This window comes from Leisingera sp. McT4-56 (assembly GCF_020514995.1).
Lineage (GTDB): Bacteria > Pseudomonadota > Alphaproteobacteria > Rhodobacterales > Rhodobacteraceae > Leisingera > Leisingera aquaemixtae_A.
Genome location: NZ_JAJALF010000004.1, coordinates 123,321 through 139,001, shown reverse-complemented (window position 1 = coordinate 139,001; position 15,681 = coordinate 123,321). Strand labels below are relative to the sequence as shown.

Sequence of the window (15,681 nt, the reverse complement as noted above, 5' to 3'; positions counted from 1 at the left end):
CATGCAAAGGGGAGATGATAGCGGAAAACATCCCGCTATACGTGTTCTCTGGTTGGGAAAAATATCATGTCACTAAGATCGCAAATCCTCACTCTGATCGCGATCCCCTTCGTAGCCCTGTCGGGCATTGGCGGTCTCAAGGCCCTGGATGACTGGGACCGGTATAAAGATGCAAAGATAACGCAGGCGGAAACGGCGGCTTCCGTTGCCTTGACCAAGGTGGTCCACCACTTGCAGGTCGAACGCGGACTGTCCGCCGTGTTCCTGTCTTCCGGCGGCGCTTCCGGCGCGGCGGAACTCGACGGTGAAAGGGCAAAGGTCGACGCGGCCATCGCTGAGGTGCCCCCTGCCGCGGCAGGCGCCCTGGCACATCTGGATCAGCTGGCTGCCACGCGCGGCCTGGTCAGCGGTCTTGAGTTAAAGCCCGGCCAGATGGGTGCCCGGTATTCAGGCGCGATCGCCAGTATCCTGGAGGACGTCAGCACCCGGCTCCTGCATCAGAAGAACGCCGAACTCGCCCAGCTCAGTTCAGGCCTCGTAAGCCTCGCCTACGCCAAGGAAGCCGCGGGCCAGCAGCGCGCCGCAGGCGCCACGGGATTTGGCCAGGGCAGCTTCAGCCAGAACATCTTCGGCTGGTTTGCCCGCACCGGCGCCATCGAAGATCAGCTGCTGGACATTGCCGGTCTTTCTTTCACACAGATGCAGCCTGGACTGGACCTGCGCAAGGGGCTGACCCCCACAGGGCTGCCCGCCATCCGCAAGCAGGTTCTGGAAACCCGCCCCGGCGATCCCGCGCCGGAATACCAGGCCGCGGACTGGTTCGGCCGGGCAACCCAGTGGGTCAGTTCGCTGCGGGATGCGGAAATCACCGTGACGGACGCGATGACCGGCCTGGCCGCCAAAGAGCAGGCCCAGGCACAGCAGGCGCTGATCATCACTCTGTCAGCAGTTGTCCTGTCTCTCGCCGTCAGCGCCGCCATCGGGCTGCGCCTGATCACCGCCTTCACCCGCCAGTTCGGCGCCCTGCAGGCGGATCTGGAAAAACTGGCCCGCAAGGAATTCAGCTTCAAACCGGCAAATCTCGACTCCAAGGCGGAAATCGGGCACCTCAGCCGGGCGATGGAACAGACCCGCGCTGCGCTGGAAGAGGCCGAGGAGAAGCTGGCTGCGATTGAAGCGAACCGGATTGCCGACCGCGGTGCCGTGGTGGGCAAGCTGGACGCGCAGCTGGCCCGGCTGTCGCAGCGCGATCTGGACTGCACCATCGAAGAGGCCTTCCCCGAGGAATACGAGGAGCTGCGCCAAAGCTTCAATGCCACCGTCCAGACGCTGAAAGACACCATCGAGCAGGTAATCTCGGCCGCCGGCAGCATCCACAACGGTGCGACCGAGATCAGCCAGGCCTCTGACGATCTGTCAAACCGCACCGAAAGCCAGGCCGCCACGCTGGAAGAAACCGCCGCCGCGTTGGAACAGCTGACGGCCTCGGTGCGGTCCGCTGCCGAAGGCGCGCATAACGTTGAGCAAACCATGGAAGAAGCCCGCCAGGAAGCCGAAACCAGCGGCGAAGTGGTGCGCAAGGCGGTGGCAGCCATGAACGGGATTGAACAGTCGTCCAACAAGATTTCGCAGATCATCGGCGTGATTGACGACATCGCCTTCCAGACCAACCTGCTGGCGCTGAACGCCGGGGTGGAGGCCGCCCGCGCCGGCGAGGCCGGCAAAGGCTTTGCCGTTGTCGCCAGCGAGGTGCGCGCCCTGGCACAGCGCTCTGCCGATGCCGCGACAGAGATCAAGGCGCTGATCGGCGACAGCTCCAAGCAGGTGAGCCAGGGCGTCGACCTGGTTGGCGAAACCGGCGAGGCGCTGGCGAGCATCGTCGGCCGCGTCAATCACATCTCCAAGCTGGTGTCCGACATCGCCAGCGGCGCGGCAGAGCAATCCACCGGCCTGAGCGAGATCAACACCGGGGTCACGCAGCTGGATCAGGTCACACAGCAGAACGCCGCCATGGTGGAACAGGCGACCGCCGCCGGGCATATGCTGCATTCCGACGCCGGCAAGCTGGCGGAGCTGATGGGAGAATTCAAAATCTCCGGCAGCCAGGCCTCCGCGCCCCGTCCGCCCCGCGCCGTGCAACCTCCGGCACCCAGTGCGCATGGACCGGGTATCGAGCCTGCAATCGCCGTGCCGCTGGCCGCCAAGGCCGCCAACGGCGGCGCCTGGCAGGATTTCTGAACCCTGCCCCGTACCAATGAACCAAAGGCCGGCCCGCTGTGGCCGGCCTTTTCTGTTGGGCTGATCAGGCTGCGTCCTGATCCGCCTGCTGGCGCTGCCACAGCCGGGCATAACGGCCGTCCTTGGCCAGCAGCTCCTCATGGGTGCCGGTCTCGGCAATCTCGCCCTGCTCCAGCACCACGATCCGGTCGGCCTCGGCAATGGTCGACAGCCGGTGCGCGATGGTGATCACCGTGCGCCCCTGCCCGGCCCGCGCCAGTGCCTCCTTGATTTCCTGTTCGGTGTCGGTGTCCAGCGCCGAGGTCGCCTCATCCAGCAAGAGCACCGGTGGGTTCTTCAACAGCGTCCGGGCAATCCCCACCCGCTGCTTCTCGCCCCCCGAAAGTTTCAGCCCGCGCTCACCCACCTGGGTGTCATAGCCTTCGGGCAGCGCCATGATGAAGTCATGGATCTGGGCATCGCGGGCCGCCTGCTCCACCTCTTCCTGCGTGGCCCCGTCGCGGCCATAGGCGATGTTGTAGCGGATGGTGTCGTTGAACAGCACGGTGTCCTGCGGCACCACGCCGATGGCGTGATGCAGGCTTTGCTGGGTTACGCCGCGCACGTCCTGGCCGTCGATCTTCAGCGCCCCGCCGGTCACGTCGTAGAACCGGAACAAGAGCCGCCCGATGGTCGATTTTCCTGACCCGGTGGAGCCGACGATGGCCACGGTCTGGCCCGGCTCCGCCTCCAGCGAGATGCCCTTCAGGATCTCGCGCCCCGCATCGTATGAGAACCGCACATTCTCCAGCGTGATTCGGCCGCCATTGACTTGCAGCTCCCCTGCGCCCGGCCTGTCGCTTACATCGGCGGGCTGTTCGAGCAGGTCGAACATCTCTCCCATGTCGACCAGGCTCTGGCGGATTTCGCGGTAGACAGTGCCCAGGAAGTTCAAGGGCACGGTGATCTGGATCATGTAGGCATTAACCATGACAAAGTCGCCGACGGTCAGATTGCCCTGCTCTACCCCGATGGCGGCCATCACCATCACCCCGACCAAACCCGCGGTGATGATCACGCTCTGGCCGAAATTCAGCGCCGCCAGCGAATAGGCGGTCTTGAGCGCCGCCTGCGCATAGCCCCGCATGGCGCCGTCATAGCGTTCCGCCTCGCGCTCCTCGGCAACGAAATACTTGACGGTTTCGAAGTTCAGCAGGCTGTCGATGGCCTTCTGGTTGGCATCGGTGTCCTGCTTGTTCATCTCCCGGCGCAGCTTCACCCGCCATTCGGTGACCGCAAAGGTGAACCAGACGTAAAGCCCGATGGTGACCGCAACGACAACCAGGTACCAGGCGTCGAACAGCACCGTCAGGATCACCGCGACCAGCGTCAGCTCCAGGATCAGCGGCCCGATCGAGAACAGCATGAAACGCAGCAGGAATTCGACCCCCTTCACCCCGCGCTCGATGATACGGCTGAGACCGCCTGTCTTGCGGGTGATGTGATAGCGCATCGACAGGCGGTGGATATGGGTGAAGGTCTCCAGCGCCAGCCGCCGCAGCGCCCGCTGCCCGACGGGGGCAAAGATCGCATCACGCAGCTGCTGGAACCCGGTGGTGAGGATCCGCGCCATGCCGTAGGCCACCGTCAGCCCCACAGCGCCAAGCGCCAGCGGCGGCACGCCCTCGCCCGCCAGGCTGTCGACCGCGCCCTTGTAGAGCATCGGTGTATAGACCGCGATCAGCTTGGCCAGCACCAGCACCGCCAATGCCAGCACCACCCGGGCTTTCACCCCGCGGTTTCCCTCGGGCCACAGATACGGGCCAACCTTGCGCAGCGTGCGCAGGCCGGAGCGGCGTTCGTCCTGGGCGATATCTGCTTGCGTCGGCGCAGCGGCCTGATCTGTCTGGGTCATGGCGGTTCCTGGCTAGACACCTCCAGATATTCACCTGTTCACGGTTTTGCGAGGGGTGCGCAGAAAAAACGCGCCGCAAGGGCGCGTTTTCCATGGTCATTCGGGGATGGTGAAGACCTGCCCCGGATAGATCAGGTCCGGGTTGCGGATTGCGCCCCTGTTGGCTTCGAACACCCGCACATACAGGAACCCGCTGCCGTATTTGTCCTGCGAGATTGCCCAGAGCGTATCGCCCTTCTGCACGGTCACCGCCCGCACCAGCGGCACCGGCTGATCCGGGTCCGCATCACGCTCCGGCTTGGGCAGCAGTTCCGGCGCTTCGCGCTTGAACGGGGTTTCCAGGCGGCTCACCACCCTGCCGGAGGCCGGTTCGATCTCATCCAGCCGCAGGGTGTAGACACCCGGCGCCACGTCCGCCAGCCGCCCGCTCCAGCGGCCGTCCTGGGCGGCGTCCAGTTCGGCCACCGGCCGGTTGTCGACATAGATCCGCACCCGCGATTGCGGGCGCGCCCGGCCTGACAGGTCCACCCCGCCGGAGCCATTGTAGCTGATGGAATCCAGTGCCACCTCTTCGCTCAGCTCCGGGTCGGAAGGCACAGCAGGCTGCACCACCTCGATCCCGTCCTGATCGGCCCGGAGCACCGCAACGGCCTGGCCTTGCGGCTGCGGCGCGGCAGGCTCCGCGGCAGGCGCCGGGTCTTCAGCCGCAGGCTCAGCAGCCGCGGTTATTTCCTCAACCTGCGTTCCTTGAACGGCATCTGCTGCCTGCACTGCCCCGCCGGCAGCATCCGGCTCGGGCGCAGAGGCATCCGCCTGCGTCTGAGCGGCCTCCTGCGCCTCGCCGGCAGGAAGTGCAGCAACCTGGTCCTCTGCCCCCTCTGCAATTTCTTCAGCCTTCTGCGCCGGCGCGGCGGCGACCGGGCTGACCGGCGCCAGGATGAAGGACGCGCCGGATGCGCTCTGTTCACCGTCATGCTCTGCCAGCAATGACACCACCCGGGCATCCGCACTGGGCGCAATCGACGTCAGCGAAACGAATTCACCCCCGGCAGGCACCTCCAGCTGCTCCAGCACTTCGCCGTCCAGCAGCACAGTGATCTGCACGCCCTCTTGCGCCCGGCCGGCAATCACTGCGGCGCCATCGCTGTCCACACGGACCAGATCCAGCTCCGGCGCCTGCAGAACAAAAATATCCTCTTTCGGCGCTTCGGCTTCCGGCTGCGGCTCCGCTGCCGCATCCGCAGGTGCTTCCAGGGCCGCCAGCTCAGTGCCTTCCCCTGCTTCCTGATCTACCGAGGCGGTACCGCCGGAGGCCGTATCTTCAACGGTTACTTCTGTTTTATTTTCTGCAGTTACAGCCTGACTTTGATCTTCAGCCGCAGCTTCCCCACCGGCAGTCGTTTCCGGAGCCGCAGCGTCCTCCTGCTGTCCGGCGTCCGCCGTTTCAGCCTGTTCATTTCCGGCGTCCCGGGCTGCGCGGTTTTGCAGCGGCTGGCCGGACTCCCCGCCTTCTCCGGAAAACGCGCTGTTGCTGTTTGCCGCCTGCCCGGCCGTCTCTTCGCTCACCACCGCGCCTTCGGGCGCGACCGTGCCAAACACCCCGAGCTGGTACAGCACCACGCCGCCCACGACCACGGCCACGCCGGCAATACCGCCAAGTGTGAGGGCCCCAAGGCCCCCGCTTCCAGATGCTTCCGCCATTTCATTCCCTTCGGCATTTGCGGAATGTGACCTTCCGCTTAGTTGAGGGAATCTAACAACCCCGCTATCACGGGTCAAAACACCAATTGGTTTTCACCTTGATATTCCACGGAAAGGCTGGCCGATGAGCATCAAATCCGTCTGTGTCTACTGCGGATCCCGCGCCGGGGTGCTGCCCGCCTATGCCGAGGCGGCGCGCGCCTTCGGCACCGCGCTGGCGGAAAACGGGATGCGGCTGGTTTACGGCGCAGGCGATGTCGGGCTGATGGGCGAAGTTGCCCGCGCCGCGCAAAAGGCCGGCGGCGAAACCTTCGGGGTGATCCCCAGCCACCTGGAGCGGCGCGAGGTGGGGAAATCCGACCTCACCACCTATGTGGTTACGGAAACCATGCACGAACGCAAGAAGGTGATGCTGTGGAACGCCGATGCAGTGGTTGTGCTGCCCGGCGGCGCCGGATCGCTGGATGAACTGTTCGAGGCGCTGACCTGGCGCCAGCTGGGGCTGCATTCCAATCCGATTGTGATCCTCAACACCGAAGGCTACTGGGACAAGCTGCGTGACCTGCTGGACCATGTGGTGAGCCAGGGCTTTGCCAATCAGGAAACCGCGGATTACCTGATCTGGGCCGACACGCCGGTGGCCGCCATCGCCGCCCTGCGCGATGCCCGTTCCTGACGCAGCGCCGAGTAGGAAAACACCGCAACCGCGCTCCAGATCAGCGCAAAGGCGGTGCCGTGCCAGGGGGTGAATGGCTCGGCAAAGACCAGCACCGCCACCAGGAACTGCAGCGTCGGGTTCAGGTATTGCAGCACGCCCACGGTGCCCAGCCGCACCCTGCGGGCGGAGTAGGCGAACAGGATCAGCGGCAGGCCGGTCAGGATGCCGGAAAACATCAGCATCAGCGCATCGCCAGCGCCGCCCAGGAAACCGGCGCCGCCGGTCATCCAGATGATCGTCAGCGCAACCGGCAACAGCAGCGCAACCTCGGCCGTGACGGAAACCACCGGTCCCAGCGGCAATTGTTTCTTAACAACACCGTAAAGCGCGAAGCTGAAGCTCAGCGCCAGCGGAATCCAGGGCGCGGCCCCCAGCCCGAACGACAGCACCGCCACGGCAAGGCCTGCCAGGCATACCGCCACGCCCTGCGCCGCTGCCAGCCGCTCGCCAAAGGCGAGCCGTCCCAGCAGCACGCTCAGCAGCGGAAAGACGTAATAGCCAAGGCTTGCCTCAGTTGCATAGCCCAGTTGAACAGCCGAAATGAAGATGAACCAGTTGAGCGAAATCATCGCCGAGGCAAACGCTAGCAAGAGCGCGCTGCGGCGTGTGGAAAGCGCCGCCCCCAGCTCGGCGATGCGGCCCTGGCACAACAGCACTATGGCAAAAAACACGAATGACCACAGCGCCCGGTGCGACAGAACCTGCTCCGGCGGCACATGCGACAGCGCCTTGTAATATATGCCGGAAAGCCCCCAGACGGTGCAGGAGGCACAAAGTGCCAGAACGCCTTTTTGTGCCTCGCCCATAACATGCTCCTGCCCGGCTTTCGTCTCACAGACACCGGGCAGAAGCGCAGGTCAACCCTGGTCAGCCGTGACGCAGCGCGTCTTTGACCAATTCTTCGATCCTGGTGATTTCGTGACCGGTCAGGTTCTTGCTGATCTCCGCGATCACGCGGTCGGAGACTTCCTTGTGAAGGTTCTTGCGCAGTTCCCCCAGGACCTCCGGTGCGGCGACCAGAACCAGCTTCTCGAATTCACCGCGATGGGCCATCTCATACAGTTTGTCCGACAAGTCCTTGGCAAACCGCTCCTTGGCCAATTGGTGCCAGTCGGTGTCGTCCACGGCGGAGCGGTGGACGCTGGGGCCGTCGTTGAACCGCCCTGGCCGGTTGGCGGACTGCTCCCGGTCCGGCGGGTTGTCCTGCTCATCCTTGCGGCGCACCTGCAGATACGGGTCGTCCCCGTCGACGGTGTTCTCCAGAAACAGCGCCTTTTCGCTGTCAGCCACCAGGACATAGGTGCCGTGGGAAAGCCGGGTCATCACTTCTCCTCCTGCTCATTGGATTTTCGAACTCGGGTGGCACCTGCCGGGCGTTCCTTGGCGCGTTTTTCCTCGTCCTCGCTGCCAATCTCCCGCGCCAGTCTGCCGCCGGTGCGCCCGCCGTGTGCGGCACTGCCCTCCTCGCCCAGAATGTCCTTGGTTTCGCGGTGTCCGTCCTTGGACCTCTTGCGTTCAGCCATGGTGGTCCTCCTTTCGTACATAGAACCAACGCCAGAATCCCGCCCGGCGTTCCGTGCGAAACGCGGCAGAACGGCATTCGTGCCGCACGAAAAAGCCCGCCGGAAATCTCCGGCGGGCCTGTGCAAGCCAGTATGCGGCTCTCGCCTTACATGCGCGAGGCGACGTTTTCCCAGTTCACCAGGTTGTCGAGGAAGTTCGAAAGGTAGGCCGGACGCTTGTTGCGGAAGTCGATGTAGTAGGAGTGCTCCCACACGTCGCAGCCCAGCAGTGCGGTCTGGCCGAAGCACAGCGGGTTCACGCCGTTCTCGGTCTTGGTGACTTTCAGGCCGCCGTCGGTGTCCTTGACCAGCCAGGCCCAGCCGGAGCCGAACTGGCCGGCGCCCGCGGCAGAGAACTCTTCCTTGAACTTTTCGACGGAACCGAAGCTGTCCACCAGCGCCTTTTCCAGCTCGCCCGGCATCTTGCTTTCGCCCGGACCCATCATTTCCCAGAACTGGTTGTGGTTCCACAGCTGGGAGATGTTGTTGAAGATGCCGTTCTGGGCCACTGCGCTCGCGTCGTAGGTGCCCTTGATGATCTCTTCCAGCGACTTGCCGTCCCACTCGGTGCCGGCGATCAGCTTGTTGCCGTTGTCGACATAGGCCTTGTGGTGCAGGTCGTGGTGGTATTCCAGGGTTTCAGCCGACATGCCTTTGCCGGCCAGCGCGTCATGTGCATAAGGAAGATCGGGAAGTTCAAAAGCCATCTGGGCCCCCTGTGAAATAAGTTTGCGTTCCTGCGCAGATACATGCGGTGTGCGCACTATCAGGTCAAGAGGCCACCGCCGCATTTCCGCGCAAGGTATGTGTGTAGAAAACCAGGCAGCCGCCGATAAGTTCCTAGTCAGGCCGCACGGGTCTGTGCATCATCAGGGCCAGGCCTGCTCTCCCCCTGTTCCTAACGTTTATTCAGGCTCCTTTCGGCATTTCAATAAGCCGCCCATACGGCCGTTTCGGATACCTGAAATATTGGCCTTGATCCGACCAGAAAGGTCAGCTTCTGTAAAATCAATCCGGTAGGTCGCCTGGTATTTCACGCCGCTTTGTGCCGGCAAGGTCATGTCCCAGCTGAAGCGCTTCTTACCATTCTTCAGCGCCTTGTAGCTGGTAACAACTGCCTCTCTTTCCACATGCCAGATAAAAGGGTCCAGTACTTCGACCGTCTTACCATCATCGAGAAACGTCAGAAGCGTTTCCTCCGGAACCCAGCCACCTTGCCCATACGTTCTAATATCGCACAAATACTTCTGAACGGGCTGCGCAGCAAAGGCGGCATTAGGCAAAGAAAGGATAGCGGCACCGCAAAATGCCAGTGCTGCCGACCGTCGATTTATGTTCATTGTTCCAAACTCTGTTAAGTAGTTTCTTGCCGCTCTAACTTGAACCCGCCAGCGACTTCAATTTCTGCGAGAGAAAAAATTCAACCTCCCGGATAAGCAATCATGTGCAACCACATCGAAGGAGAGACTAACGATTAGAACTTGGACACAGGAACCCAAACGGCGGTGATACCGAGACATTTCTGGCAAACGGTTAGGCTGTCACCATTCAGCTGGCTGCGGCAGATCTCCCTCGTTCTGCGCCAGCAGCGACAGGCTGTTCTCCGTTTCGCAAAACCCCCTGCCGCGCGGCAGTTTTGCATTGCCGCCTTTCTTGGCCGCTTGCAGGCTCATCTTCTGGTTCGCCGTGTTCAGCACAGCGCGGAAACGCGGTCGCGCTATTCCCGGTTCGGAATAAACGGCCAGGCCCGTCAGTGCCCAGCTCAGCGCGTAGGAAGTCTTGCTGTGCTGCACGACCTTGGCCGGCACCGCCACGCCAAACGTTAGGTCGGTGACCTGCGCGGTGCGGAAGTCATCAGAGAAATGCAGGGTGATCCGGCTGGGAATCCAGGCCGAGCCGGAAATTGGTTTCAAGCTGCAGTGAAAGGTGGTCCCGGCCAGGGCCGCGGCCCCGGCGACCATAAAAACAAAAGCCAAGGCTCCGCATTTCGGCAAACTCATCAGCCGCTCCCTGAAACAACTTCACAGCACTACCTCCCCCGCAGGAAACAGCCTTAATTCAACCGCTTGCACTTAATGCAAAAGGTGAAACCAGGAACGGGGCCTAAAAAAACAGGTGCCCCGGAGGGTCTCCAGGGCACCGTAAATGACGCGTAAAGGCGTCACAAGCAGAAAGCGAGCAAAAATTTTAGTAAACACCCACTTTACTTTGCGGATGCCCTGCTGCGCTTAGCAATTTGAACACATACTCGCCGACCGAGCGGAAGCAGACGATGCAGAAGCTGCCGTCGTCGTTCAACCAGAAGGCGCCGGCCACCTGCGCCAGCCGCGAGCGGCGGAACTGGCCCGGCTTGAAGGCCGCGGCATCGAAGTCCACCGGGCTCACCTTGCCCAGCACCTCGCGCGCGCCTTCGCCCGACAGGCGGAAGAAGGCACGGGCGTCGGAGACGTTCACTGCCAGCGCGTGCTCGCCCTTCAGCGCCTCAGACACTTCTGCGGTCTTGGCAACTGCGTCCTCATAGGGAACCAGCAGCAGCAGTTCGTCCGGGGACATCCAGGCCGCGGCGCCGTTTTCGGCAACCGAGATGGAGCCCTGTGCCGGAACCTCGGCGCCGGTGGCGGCTTTGACAGCCGCCTTCAGCGCTTTGGACCCCAGATCGCCGCGCAGGGTGATCATGCCCTGCAGACCGGCATCCTCGACGGTGGCCAGACCCGAGAAACGGGCGCCGTTCAGTACGGAAACAGCCTTAGACATTCTGCTTCTCTCCATCCTTATCGTAGAAGACCGGGTCAACGATCTTGGCTTTGTAGGTCTTGCCGTCAGTGCCCGGGAACTCGATCACTTCGCCCATCCGCTTGGGGCCGTGCTTGACCAGGCCCATGGCGATGCCGCGGCCCAGGGTTGCGGAGTGGTAGGTCGAGGTCACCCGGCCGATCATGTTGCGCTGGCCGTTGGCGTTGACGCCTTCACCCACCGCATAGGCGCCGTCGGGCAGCACCGAACCGTCGACCGTTTCCAGGCCAACCAGCTGCCAGCGGTCCGGATCGACCATGTGCGAACGCTGCTGCGCGCGCTTGCCCAGATAGTCTTCCTTCTTCTTGGACAGTGCCCAGTGCAGCCCCAGATCCTGCGGGATCACGGTGCCATCGGTCTCGTCGCCGATCATGATGAAGCCCTTCTCGGCCCGCAGGATGTGCAGGGTCTCGGTGCCGTAAGGCATGACGCCGAATTCCTTGCCCGCTTCCATCAGAGCATCCCAGAACGCCTGACCTTCGGAGGCCGCAACCGCGATCTCGTAGGACAGTTCGCCCGAGAAGGAGATCCGGTAAGCCCGGGCGTCAAACCCGCCGATCTTGCCGTCGCGCCATTCCATGAACGGCAGCGCCTCTTTCGAGACATCCATGCCGCCGCCAGCGGCCGCGTTCAGCTTCTCCAGCACCTTGCGGGCGTTGGGGCCGACCACGGCGATCTGGGCATACTGCTCGGTCACGTTGGCGACATAGACCTTCATGTCCCACCATTCGGTCTGCAGCCACTCTTCCATCCAGCCGTGGATGCGCTCGGCACCGCCGGTGGTGGTGTGACACAGGAAGGTGTCCTCGTCGATGCGCGCAACCACGCCGTCGTCCATCAAGAAGCCGTTCTCGGTGCACATCAGGCCATAGCGGCATTTGCCGACCTTCAGCGTGGACATCATGTTGGTGTACAGCATGTCCAGGAACTTGCCTGCGTCGGGGCCCTTGACCACCAGCTTGCCCAGGGTCGAGGCATCCAGCAGGCCCAGGTTCTCGCGGGTGTTCTTAACCTCGCGGTTCACTGCGGCATGCCGGTCCTCGCCCGGTTTGTTGATGGAGAACGGACGGCGCCACTGGCCAACCGGCTCCCAATCCGCGCCATTTTTGTCGAACCAGTCGTAGATCGGCGTCTTGCGCACCGGTTGGAAGATCTCGGCCCGTGCCTCGCCAGCGATCGCGCCCAGCGAGATCGGGTGGTACGGCGGACGGAAGGTGGTGGTGCCCACCTGCGGGATTTCCGAGTTCAGGCTGTCTGCCAGAATGGCCAGGCCGTTGATGTTGGACAGTTTGCCCTGGTCGGTGGCCATACCCAGCGTGGTGTAACGCTTGGTGTGCTCGACGCTTTCGTAGCCTTCGCGGGCCGCCAGCTGCACGTCCGACACTTTCACGTCGTTCTGGTAGTCCAGCCAGGACTTCATGCGCAGCTTGATGTCTGCCTTGGCAGGCATCAGCCAGACCGCTTCCATCTGCGCTTCCGCCTCGGACTCGCCCTTGGCAGCCGCAACGGTTTTCGCCGGGAAGCCGGCCGCTTCGGCTGCTTTCGCACCAGCAGCTGCTGCATCTTCCAGCAGCGCGCCCAGGCCAAACTCGCCGTTTGCAGCACCTGCCGGAACCACAAAGCCGTTGCCGTCGTGGCCCAGCGGCGGACGGGAGGCATCGGGGCGGAAGTTGGCGTTCACCTCGTCCCAGATCAGCTTGCCGCCGCAGTGGGACCACAGGTGGACCACCGGCGACCAGCCGCCGGACATGGCAACCGCGTCAGCCTGCACGGTCTCGCGGGCACCGCCTTCGCCGTTCTGGGCGCAGATGGCGACCTCGGTCACGGATTTGCCGTCCTTCACCTTGGCGATGGCGCGGCCCAGTTCGACCCGGATGCCCTTTTCGCGGACCGCTTCCATCAGCGCGCCGCCGCCGGTTTCGCGGGTGTCGACCACGCGGACCACTTCGACGCCTGCGTCATGCAGCACCAGCGCGGTGCGGTAGGCATCGTCGTTGTTGGTGGCAACCACGACCTTCTGGCCCGGGTTGATGCCCCAGTTCACCACATAGTCGCGCATCGAGGCCGCCAGCATCACGCCCGGCACATCGTTGCCTGCAAAGGACAGCGGACGTTCGATCGCACCGGTTGCGGTGACGATCTGGGAGGCGCGGATCCGCCACAGGCGGTGGCGCGGGCCGCCCTGGCCCGGCGCGTGGTCGGTCAGGCGCTCATAGCCCAGGGCATAGCCGTGGTCATAGACGCCGGAGCCCATGCAGCGGTCGCGGAGCGTAACGTTGTCCATGCCGCGCAGCTCGGCCAGGGTCTTTTCGATCCAGACCTCGGGCGCTTCGCCGTCGATGGTGCCGCCGTCGACCGGAGCGCGGCCGCCCCAGTGGCTGTTCTGCTCCAGCACCAGAACCTTGGCGCCGGAGGCTGCAGCTGCCTTGGCGGCCTGCAGGCCGGCAACACCGCCGCCGATGACCAGCACATCCGCGAAGAAGTAGAAGTGCTCGTAAGTGTCGGCGTCCTTCAGTTCCTTGTCGGGGGCTGCGCCCAGACCTGCGGACTTCCGGATGATCGGCTCATAGACGTGTTTCCACAGCGGGCGCGGGTGGATGAACATCTTGTAGTAGAAGCCGGCGGTCAGGAAGCGGCTGAGCTTGTTGTTCACCGCCAGAACGTCGAACTCCAGGCTCGGCCAGTGGTTCTGCGACTGCGCGGTCAGGCCCGAGAACAGCTCGGTGGTGGTGGCGCGCTGGTTCGGCTCGTAACGGTCGCCCACACCCAGCTGCATCAGCGCGTTGGGCTCTTCCGAGCCGGATGCGACAACGCCGCGCGGGCGGTGGTATTTGAACGAGCGGCCCATCATCACCTGGCCGTTGGCCAGCAGTGCGGATGCGAGCGTATCGCCGGCGAAACCCTTCATGGATTTGCCGTTGAAAGTGAAGGCGATCTGTTTGGAGCGGTCGATCAGCCGGCCGTGCTTGGCAAGACGCGTGCTCATGTGCGCAGACCTTTCAAGAGAAAAGCGGATGTTTCAGTCAGGCGGCGGATCATTTCTGACCGTCCGAAAATTCGCGCCAGGTCCAGCCCGGGCGTTTGGCAGCGATCTTGTCCAGGATCTCCTGCGTCGGCACGCTGGTCTGTGCTGTGTAGGTGCCGAACACCTCCAGCGTCATGGTACAGCGGGCGGCGTGGAACCACTTGCCGCAGCCGTTGGCATGGCGCCAGCGTTCGAAGTGAACGCCTTTGGGGTTTTCGCGCATGAACAGGTAGTCATGGAACTCATCATCCGAGGAGCCGGGGCCATAGCGCTTCAGATGCGCTTCGCCGCCCGCGGCCAGTTCGGTTTCTTCGGCTTTGACGCCGCAATAGGGGCATTCAAGGATCAGCATTTTGCTTGCTCCACAGTATTGAATTTTGCGGCGTTAGTGCGCCACACCGGCGGCGACGCTCTCGTCGATGAACTTGCCTTCTTTGAAGCGGTTGATCGAGAACTCCTCGGTCAGCGGCGAGTGGCCGGTGGCCATCAGTTCCGCCATCGCCCAGCCCGAACCCGGGATCGACTTAAAGCCGCCGGTGCCCCAGCCGCAGTTGATGAAGCAGTTCTGCACCGGGGTCTTGGAGATGATCGGCGAACGGTCGCCGGTCACATCCACGATGCCGCCCCACTGGCGCAGCATCTTCAGGCGGCTGACCATCGGGAAGGTTTCGACCAGGGCGCGGACGGTTTCCTCGATATGGTGGAACGAACCGCGCTGGGTGTAGTTGTTGAACCCGTCGGTGCCGCCGCCGATCACCATCTCGCCCTTGTCGGACTGCGACATGTAGCCGTGCACGGTGTTGGCCATCACAACCACGTCCATGCAGGGTTTGATCGGCTCGGATACCATCGCCTGCAGCGCAACCGATTCCATCGGCAGACGGAAACCCGCCATTTCCGACAGCACAGAGGCGTTGCCCGCAACGATCATGCCGATCTTGTCGCAGTCAATCGGACCCTTGGTGGTGTCGACGCCCACGGTGCGGCCGTTCTCGGTGCGCACGCCAGTGACTTCGCATTTCTGGATGATGTCCATGCCCATGTCGGAGCACGCACGGGCATAGGCCCAGGCCACAGCGTCGTGGCGGGCGGTGCCGCCGCGCTCCTGCCACAGGCCGCCCAGCACCGGGTAGCGGGGGCCGTGCAGGTTGATGATCGGCACGATCTCTTTCACCCGCTCCGGGGTGATCCACTCGGTCTGAACGCCCTGCTGCTGGTTGGCATGCGCGGTGCGCTTGTAGCCGCGGATCTCATGCTCGGTCTGGGCCAGCATGATCACGCCGCGCGGGCTGAACATCACGTTGTAGTTCAGGTCCTGCGACATGGTCTCATACAGGCTGCGCGCCTTTTCATAGATCGCAGCCGAGGGATCCTGCAGGTAGTTCGAGCGGATGATGGTGGTGTTCCGGCCCGTATTGCCGCCACCCAGCCAGCCCTTCTCGATAATTGCGACATTGGTAATGCCGAAGTTCTTACCCAGGTAGTAGGCAGTGGCGAGGCCATGCCCGCCCGCCCCGACGATGACGACATCGTAGTGGCGTTTGGGTTCCGGCGAGCGCCAGGCGCGCTCCCATCCGGTGTGATAGCGCAGGGCTTCCCGCGCAACAGCAAAGACTGAATAGCGTTTCATGAGCGAATCCGATGGTTCGTGTCTGATAGCGGGTATGCCCGAAACGCATGGCTGACCAGTGCCGTTTATCGCCCTGTTTCTGCGTTATTGCGACATATCCCAATGACGCATTGCAGCATC

14 protein-coding genes are annotated in these 15,681 nt (G+C 63.2%); 2 read left to right on the top strand and 12 right to left on the bottom strand.

Annotated features, from left to right (window positions below; genetic code table 11):
- Positions 1-66: 66 nt before the first annotated feature.
- Positions 67-2,238: a methyl-accepting chemotaxis protein gene (locus LHL23_RS07670; RefSeq protein ID WP_226429397.1), complete on the top strand. Its 2,172-nt coding sequence runs from the start codon at positions 67-69 to the stop codon at positions 2,236-2,238.
- Between the two features lie 64 nt (positions 2,239-2,302).
- On the opposite strand, the gene LHL23_RS07665 is transcribed toward LHL23_RS07670, so the two are convergent.
- Both LHL23_RS07665 and LHL23_RS07660 read right to left on the bottom strand, forming a co-directional pair.
- Positions 2,303-4,132 (bottom strand): ABCB family ABC transporter ATP-binding protein/permease, encoded by a 1,830-nt coding sequence (locus LHL23_RS07665; RefSeq protein WP_226429396.1) that lies wholly within the window; start codon positions 4,130-4,132, stop codon positions 2,303-2,305.
- A gap of 96 nt (positions 4,133-4,228) precedes the next feature.
- The gene (locus tag LHL23_RS07660) at positions 4,229-5,833 is read right to left on the bottom strand and encodes a LysM peptidoglycan-binding domain-containing protein (RefSeq protein ID WP_226429395.1); all 1,605 of its coding nucleotides are present in this window, start codon (positions 5,831-5,833) and stop codon (positions 4,229-4,231) included.
- A gap of 124 nt (positions 5,834-5,957) precedes the next feature.
- Between LHL23_RS07660 and LHL23_RS07655 the strand changes: the two genes are divergently transcribed.
- Complete coding sequence (locus LHL23_RS07655; RefSeq protein WP_226429394.1) at positions 5,958-6,509, top strand: TIGR00730 family Rossman fold protein; 552 nt, start codon at positions 5,958-5,960, stop codon at positions 6,507-6,509.
- On the opposite strand, the gene rarD is transcribed toward LHL23_RS07655, so the two are convergent.
- The 10 genes from rarD to LHL23_RS07605 form a co-directional block, all read right to left on the bottom strand.
- Positions 6,446-7,357, bottom strand: a complete 912-nt coding sequence (gene rarD / locus LHL23_RS07650; protein ID WP_226429393.1) for an EamA family transporter RarD — start codon at positions 7,355-7,357, stop codon at positions 6,446-6,448. The genes LHL23_RS07655 and rarD overlap by 64 nt on opposite strands.
- A 61-nt stretch (positions 7,358-7,418) precedes the next feature.
- Positions 7,419-7,874 (bottom strand): host attachment family protein, encoded by a 456-nt coding sequence (locus tag LHL23_RS07645; RefSeq protein ID WP_226429392.1) that lies wholly within the window; start codon positions 7,872-7,874, stop codon positions 7,419-7,421.
- Positions 7,874-8,074 carry a hypothetical protein gene (locus LHL23_RS07640; protein WP_226429391.1) on the bottom strand — a complete coding sequence of 67 codons (201 nt, stop codon included), beginning with the start codon at positions 8,072-8,074 and terminating at the stop codon, positions 7,874-7,876. Before LHL23_RS07640 ends, LHL23_RS07645 begins: the two co-directional genes overlap by 1 nt.
- A 146-nt stretch (positions 8,075-8,220) precedes the next feature.
- The gene (locus tag LHL23_RS07635; protein ID WP_222476057.1) at positions 8,221-8,820 is read right to left on the bottom strand and encodes a superoxide dismutase; all 600 of its coding nucleotides are present in this window, start codon (positions 8,818-8,820) and stop codon (positions 8,221-8,223) included.
- A gap of 198 nt (positions 8,821-9,018) precedes the next feature.
- Complete coding sequence (locus LHL23_RS07630) at positions 9,019-9,453, bottom strand: hypothetical protein (RefSeq protein ID WP_226429390.1); 435 nt, start codon at positions 9,451-9,453, stop codon at positions 9,019-9,021.
- A 201-nt stretch (positions 9,454-9,654) separates the two neighbouring features.
- Positions 9,655-10,089, bottom strand: coding sequence for a hypothetical protein (locus LHL23_RS07625; RefSeq protein WP_226429389.1), 435 nt, complete (start codon positions 10,087-10,089; stop codon positions 9,655-9,657).
- Between the two features lie 211 nt (positions 10,090-10,300).
- Positions 10,301-10,867 carry a sarcosine oxidase subunit gamma gene (locus tag LHL23_RS07620; protein WP_222476060.1) on the bottom strand — a complete coding sequence of 189 codons (567 nt, stop codon included), beginning with the start codon at positions 10,865-10,867 and terminating at the stop codon, positions 10,301-10,303.
- Positions 10,860-13,892: a sarcosine oxidase subunit alpha family protein gene (locus LHL23_RS07615; RefSeq protein ID WP_226429388.1), complete on the bottom strand. Its 3,033-nt coding sequence runs from the start codon at positions 13,890-13,892 to the stop codon at positions 10,860-10,862. Before LHL23_RS07615 ends, LHL23_RS07620 begins: the two co-directional genes overlap by 8 nt.
- 49 nt (positions 13,893-13,941) lie before the next feature.
- Positions 13,942-14,283, bottom strand: a complete 342-nt coding sequence (locus tag LHL23_RS07610) for a sarcosine oxidase subunit delta (RefSeq protein ID WP_222476064.1) — start codon at positions 14,281-14,283, stop codon at positions 13,942-13,944.
- A gap of 33 nt (positions 14,284-14,316) precedes the next feature.
- Positions 14,317-15,561 (bottom strand): sarcosine oxidase subunit beta family protein, encoded by a 1,245-nt coding sequence (locus LHL23_RS07605; RefSeq protein WP_222476067.1) that lies wholly within the window; start codon positions 15,559-15,561, stop codon positions 14,317-14,319.
- Positions 15,562-15,681: the final 120 nt, after the last annotated feature.

Bases quoted from the DNA above. Each gene is read 5' to 3' on its own strand.
- LHL23_RS07670 (WP_226429397.1), top strand. From the start codon at position 67: ATGTCACTAAGATCGCAAATCCTCACTCTGATCGCGATCCCCTTCGTA.
- LHL23_RS07665 (WP_226429396.1), bottom strand. From the start codon at position 4,132: ATGACCCAGACAGATCAGGCCGCTGCGCCGACGCAAGCAGATATCGCC.
- LHL23_RS07660 (WP_226429395.1), bottom strand. From the start codon at position 5,833: ATGGCGGAAGCATCTGGAAGCGGGGGCCTTGGGGCCCTCACACTTGGC.
- LHL23_RS07655 (WP_226429394.1), top strand. From the start codon at position 5,958: ATGAGCATCAAATCCGTCTGTGTCTACTGCGGATCCCGCGCCGGGGTG.
- rarD (WP_226429393.1), bottom strand. From the start codon at position 7,357: ATGGGCGAGGCACAAAAAGGCGTTCTGGCACTTTGTGCCTCCTGCACC.
- LHL23_RS07645 (WP_226429392.1), bottom strand. From the start codon at position 7,874: ATGACCCGGCTTTCCCACGGCACCTATGTCCTGGTGGCTGACAGCGAA.
- LHL23_RS07640 (WP_226429391.1), bottom strand. From the start codon at position 8,074: ATGGCTGAACGCAAGAGGTCCAAGGACGGACACCGCGAAACCAAGGAC.
- LHL23_RS07635 (WP_222476057.1), bottom strand. From the start codon at position 8,820: ATGGCTTTTGAACTTCCCGATCTTCCTTATGCACATGACGCGCTGGCC.
- LHL23_RS07630 (WP_226429390.1), bottom strand. From the start codon at position 9,453: ATGAACATAAATCGACGGTCGGCAGCACTGGCATTTTGCGGTGCCGCT.
- LHL23_RS07620 (WP_222476060.1), bottom strand. From the start codon at position 10,867: ATGTCTAAGGCTGTTTCCGTACTGAACGGCGCCCGTTTCTCGGGTCTG.
- LHL23_RS07615 (WP_226429388.1), bottom strand. From the start codon at position 13,892: ATGAGCACGCGTCTTGCCAAGCACGGCCGGCTGATCGACCGCTCCAAA.
- LHL23_RS07610 (WP_222476064.1), bottom strand. From the start codon at position 14,283: ATGCTGATCCTTGAATGCCCCTATTGCGGCGTCAAAGCCGAAGAAACC.
- LHL23_RS07605 (WP_222476067.1), bottom strand. From the start codon at position 15,561: ATGAAACGCTATTCAGTCTTTGCTGTTGCGCGGGAAGCCCTGCGCTAT.